The organism is Curtobacterium sp. A7_M15 (assembly GCF_030705415.1).
Classification (GTDB): domain Bacteria; phylum Actinomycetota; class Actinomycetes; order Actinomycetales; family Microbacteriaceae; genus Curtobacterium.
This window is the reverse complement of the sequence record NZ_JAUZED010000051.1, coordinates 18,810-23,934: the sequence shown is the minus strand read 5'-3', so window position 1 is coordinate 23,934 and position 5,125 is coordinate 18,810. Positions and strand designations below refer to the sequence as shown.

The following is a 5,125-nucleotide window of genomic DNA, read 5'->3' as shown; positions in this document are numbered from 1 at the left end:
GGTCGGCCGCGGCGCCGAGGACGACGACGACCCGGCCGCAGCCGCCGGCGAGGAGCGCGTCGACGCCGAGGCGCAGCCACGGGGTGCCGTCCGGCGCGGCGACGAGCGCCTTCGGCCGTCCCATCCGCGTCCCCGCACCGGCGGCGAGCAGCACCCCGACGACGTCGGTCACACGAACGCCGGCACCGACGTCCACGCGGCAGGGGCCTCGGCGACGCCGTCGCGCACGACGGTGCCGGAGATCAGGCCGTAGGGTCGGTCGGCGGCGAAGAACACCTCGCCGGGGTTGTCCAGGCCGAAGGGCGTGAGGTCGACCAGGAAGTGGTGCTTGTTCGGCATCGAGAACCGGACCTCGGCGATCTCCGTGAACCCCTCGATCGCCGAGCGGCCCATCGCGAACAGGGTCTGCTGCAGCGCCAGGGAGTGCAGCTCGGCGAAGGTCGCGAGCATGCGGTCGAGGACGCCGGCGTACACGGCGTCGTAGTCGATGCCCGCCGCCACCGCCTCGGGCGTGTACCGCCAGCGGGCCGTCACCGAGGTCGCGAGGATCCGGTCGTCGGTCTCCTGGAGCGTCGTGTACCCGTCGCGCGGGAACCCGTGGAACTCGCTGCCCGTCGACTTCAGGACCGTCAGGTCGGTGACCCCGGCGAGCACGTGCACGTCGTCGCCGTCGACCTGCACCACGGCGGTGCGGGTCCCGCGACCAGACCGGACGAACGAGTGGTCGTGCTCGCGACCGTCCACGGTGATCCGCTCCCACGTGTGCTGCTCGGCGGAGAGGGTGGAGCCGTCGTACCAGTCGAAGGCGGTGCTGAAGTGCCGGCCGAGCCGCAGCAGGAACTCCTCGGGCGTCCCCACCCCGTGCTCCTTCGCGAACGCGTAGACCGTGTTCTTCTGCGTGTCCGTCGCGACGACCTTGGCGTTGTCGCCCTCGGTGTACGAGTCGGCGAGTGCCGCGCCGCGCAACTGCGTCGTGACGGTCAGGTCCTCGATCTCGTGCCGGTCGGTGTCGCGCGTCACCCGGACGAGCCGGACCTCGGCCTTGCCGTACTGGTTCGCACCGAGGTGGACGGTCGCGGTGGTGGGGACGGGCTGGACGTCGGTGATCTCCATGGAGCCGACGATGACACCCGCGTGTTTCGGCGGTGGGTCGAACAGGTCACGAGCTCCGTCAGCGGCAACGGTCCGGTCGTGACGCAGCCGTCGAACGCCCGTAACCACACGGAAACACCCGTTCCATAGCGTTGCCGCCACGACGCACCCGATCGAGGAGGGCCCCGTGGCGCACACATCCGCACCCCGGCGGTCCTCGGCGTGGAACCGCGGGATGATCGCGCACGGACGACGGTCCGACGGCGCCATCGACACCCGTTCCCCCCTTCCGATCGGACCCTGCAATGGACCTCGTCTCCGTCCGCTCCGTGCGGACACCGTCGCACCGCGACGACCTCTCCTTCGGACCCGGTGAGCACCCCCTCGCCGGCGGCACCTGGCTGTACTCCGAGGAGCAGCCCCGCCTGACCGGGCTCGTCGACCTCACGGCGCTGGGCTGGCCCGACACCGAGCGGACCGCCGGAGGGCTCCGGATCGCCGCGACGTGCACGATCGCGTCGCTGCTGCGTCTGACGCCGGACGACGACTGGCGTGCCTGGCCGCTCGTCGACCGGTGCGCCAACGCGTTGCTGGCGTCGTTCAAGGTGTGGAACCAGGCGACCGTCGGGGGCAACGTCGCGGTCGCCCTGCCGGCGGGGGCGATCACCGCGCTGCTCGTGACGCTCGACGCCATCGCGGAGGTCTGGACCCCGGACGGCGGGGAGCGCCGGGTCCCGGTGGCGGACCTGGTCACCGGGCCGCGGACGACCGACCTGTCGCCGGGCGAGGTCATCCGGGCGTTCGACGTGCCGCGAGCGGCCCTCGTGGCTCGCACCGGGTTCCGCCGGGTGTCCCTCAGCCCGCACGGCCGGACGGGTGCACTCGTCACGGCGCGGTGGTCCGGACCGGAGTTCGTCCTCGTCGTGACCGGGGCGACCCCGCGGCCGCTCGCGCTCCGTCACCCCGGCGTCCCGACCGCTGCCGAGGTCGACGCACGGCTGGCCGCCCACGACGCCTGGTACGATGACCCGCACGGCTCGCCGGACTGGCGGCGCGCGGTGAGCCGGCGGTTCGCTGCGGAGCTGGTCGCCGAGGCGCTCGGGACGACTGGCGGTGCGGCATGAGGTTCGAGGTCGACGGCGCCACGGTCGAGGCCGATCCGCAGCCGGGTCAGGTCCTCCGCACGCTGCTCCGCGAGCACGGGGTGACGTCGGTGAAGAAGGGCTGCGATGCGGGTGACTGCGGTGCGTGCTCGGTGCTCGTCGACGGCGAGCCGGTCCACTCCTGCATCACGCCGGCGCACCGGATGGCCGGTCGAGCCGTCACGACGGCTGCCGGGCTCGGCACGCCGGAGGACCCGCACCCCGTGCAGCGTGCGTTCGCCCGGGCCCCGGGATTCCAGTGCGGCTTCTGCACCGCCGGGTACGTCGTGACGGCGTCGACGCTCGACGAGGACGCCCTGGCCGACCGGCACCGTGCGTTGAAGGGCAACCTCTGCCGGTGCACCGGTTACCGGGCGATCGAGGACGCCCTCGACGGCGTCGCGAACACGGCCTGCGCCCCGGCGGGTGAGGCCATCGGCACGTCCGTCGCCGCACCCGCGGCGATGGCGATCGTGACCGGGCGCGAGGAGTACACGCTCGACGTGCGGCGGACGGAGGGGCTGCTGCACCTCGCGGTCCTCGGCAGCCCGCACCCGCACGCCCGCATCGTCTCGATCGACACGGCGGAGGCCGAAGCCCTGCCCGGCGTGCACGCGGTCCTCACCCACCACGACGACCCGGGCGTCCTGTTCTCCACGGGCCGGCACGAGTCCCGCCTGGACGACCCGGACGACACCCGGGTGCTCGACCGGGTGCTCCGGTTCCGCGGGCAGCGCGTGGCCGCCGTCGTCGCGGACAGCGTGCGGATCGCCGAGCAGGCCTGCGCCCTCGTGCGGGTCCGCTACGAGGTGCTGCCGAGCGTGCACGACCCGGACGCGGCGCGTGCCGCCGGCGCCCCGCTCCTGCACGGCGACAAGACGTCGCAGGAGCACCGGATCGCCGAGCCGGGCCGCAACGTGGTCGCCGCGCTGCACGGCGAGACGGGCGACGTCGACGGAGCCCTGGCGACGGCCGCGGCCACCGTCGACGGCACCTGGACGACGGGCCGCGTCTCGCACGCCGCGCTCGAGACGCACGCGACCCGCGGGTCCCTCGACCGCGACGGGCGGCTCGTGCTCCGGACCGCGACGCAGGTCCCGTTCCTCGTGCGGGACGAGATCGCACGCGTGTTCGGCCTCGACCCGAGCCGGGTCCGTGTCGTCGCGAAGCGCGTCGGCGGCGGGTTCGGGGGCAAGCAGGAGCTGTTGACCGAGGACCTGGTCACCCTCGCGGTGCTGCGGACCGGTCGTACGGTGCAGTACGAGTTCAGTCGGCGCGACGAGTTCACGATCGCGCCGACGCGGCACCCGATGCGCGTGCGGATCCGGCTCGGCGCCGACGCCGACGGGCACCTGACGGCGCTGCACGTCGACCAGACCATGGACACCGGCGCCTACGGCAACCACGGCATCGGTGTCATGTTCCACTCCGTCAGCGAGTCCGTCGCCGTCTACCGGTGCCCGTCGAAGCGTGTCGACGCGGAATCGGTGTACACGAACAACCTGCCGTCCGGCGCGTTCCGCGGGTACGGGCTCGGGCAGGTCGTGTTCGCGATCGAGTCGGCGATGGACGAGCTCGCGCGGAAGCTCGGCATCGATCCGCTCGAGCTGCGGCGGCGGAACGTGGTCGTCCCCGGGGACCCCCTCGTCGTCACGGACCCGGACGAGGAAGACGACCTGCGCTGGGAGGGCAGCTACGGACTCGACCAGTGCATCGACCTGGTGGAGGACGCCCTCCGTGCGCCGCTGCCCGAGGTGCCCCGGATGGACGGCCCGCCGCTGGACGACTCGGCGGACTGGGCGTTCGGCACCGGGGTCGCCCTCGCCGCGATCGCCACGATGCCGCCGCGCGGACACCACGCCCACGTGTCGGTCGAGGCGACCCCGGAGGGCCGCTACCGCATCGGCGTCGGCACGGCCGAGTTCGGCAACGGGACCACGACGGTGCACACGCAACTCGTCGCCACCGCCCTCGGCACCACCACGGACCGGATCGACGTGCACCAGTCCGACACCGACGCAGCCCGGCACGACACCGGCGCGTTCGGGTCCGCCGGGGTCGTGGTCGCGGGCAAGGCGCTGTACGCCGCGGCGCAAGCGCTGCGGGAGGACATGACCGGCCGCGCGCTCGGGATCGTCGCCGCCCGGACGCCACGGACCGCATCCGGGCCGCTCGGGCCCGCCGTCTCGGTCGGGCCGGACGGCGTCCGCGTGGGGTCGGAGCTCGTCGGGCACGCCGAGTTGCTCGCCGACGGCCCGCTCGTCGCGCACGCCAGCCACGACGGCACGCCACGGTCGCTCGCGTTCACCGTGCACGGCGCCCGCGTGGCGGTGCACCGGCCGACGGGCGAGGTCCGTGTGCTGCACAGCGTGCAGGCGGTGGACGCCGGCACCGTCCTGAACCCGGAGCAGCTCCGCGGCCAGGTGGAAGGGGGCGCCGCGCAGGCGATCGGCTCGGCGCTCTACGAGGAGGTCGTGCTGGACGAGACCGGACGGGTGACGACCGACGCGTTCCGGGCGTACCGGGTGCCGAAGATCTCCGACGTGCCCCGCACCGAGGTGCGCTTCGCCGTCACGCACGACCCGCTCGGCCCCCTCGGTGCGAAGTCGATGAGCGAGGCGCCGTACAACCCGGTCGCACCCGCCGTCGCGAACGCGGTGCGCGACGCCGTCGGCGTGCGCCCCCACCGGCTGCCGATGACACGGGACCGGGTCTGGGCGATGCTCCAGGACGCGACCGACGCCGGGGGTGCGTGATGTTCGAACTGGCACCGCGCCTCCTGGCCGCCCTCGACGCGGGGGAGCCCGTGGTGGGGGGGGGGGGGGGCGGGGGGGGGGGGCGGGGGGGCCCCCGCGGGGGGGGGGGGGGGGGGGGGGCGGCCCGGCCGGGGC

Annotated in this window: 4 protein-coding genes; 2 read left to right on the top strand and 2 right to left on the bottom strand. The window is 74.2% G+C overall.

Annotated features, from left to right (window positions below; all coding sequences use genetic code 11):
* Together Q7F20_RS10835 and pucL are read right to left on the bottom strand one after the other, a co-directional pair.
* The coding region (locus tag Q7F20_RS10835; protein WP_370871663.1) for an NTP transferase domain-containing protein at window positions 1-154 on the bottom strand (154 nt) is incomplete at its 3' end.
* Between the two features lie 14 nt (window positions 155-168).
* Entirely contained in the window at window positions 169-1,113 is a 945-nt protein-coding gene (gene pucL, locus Q7F20_RS10830) for a factor-independent urate hydroxylase (RefSeq protein ID WP_305740099.1), read from the bottom strand.
* Window positions 1,114-1,397: 284 nt separating this feature from the next.
* Here pucL and Q7F20_RS10825 point away from each other — a divergent pair, with 284 nt between their 5' ends.
* Complete coding sequence (locus tag Q7F20_RS10825) at window positions 1,398-2,216, top strand: xanthine dehydrogenase family protein subunit M (protein WP_305740098.1); 819 nt, start codon at window positions 1,398-1,400, stop codon at window positions 2,214-2,216.
* The gene (locus Q7F20_RS10820; protein WP_305740097.1) at window positions 2,213-4,990 is read left to right on the top strand and encodes a molybdopterin cofactor-binding domain-containing protein; all 2,778 of its coding nucleotides are present in this window, start codon (window positions 2,213-2,215) and stop codon (window positions 4,988-4,990) included. Before Q7F20_RS10825 ends, Q7F20_RS10820 begins: the two co-directional genes overlap by 4 nt.
* The last annotated feature ends 135 nt before the right edge of the window (window positions 4,991-5,125 follow it).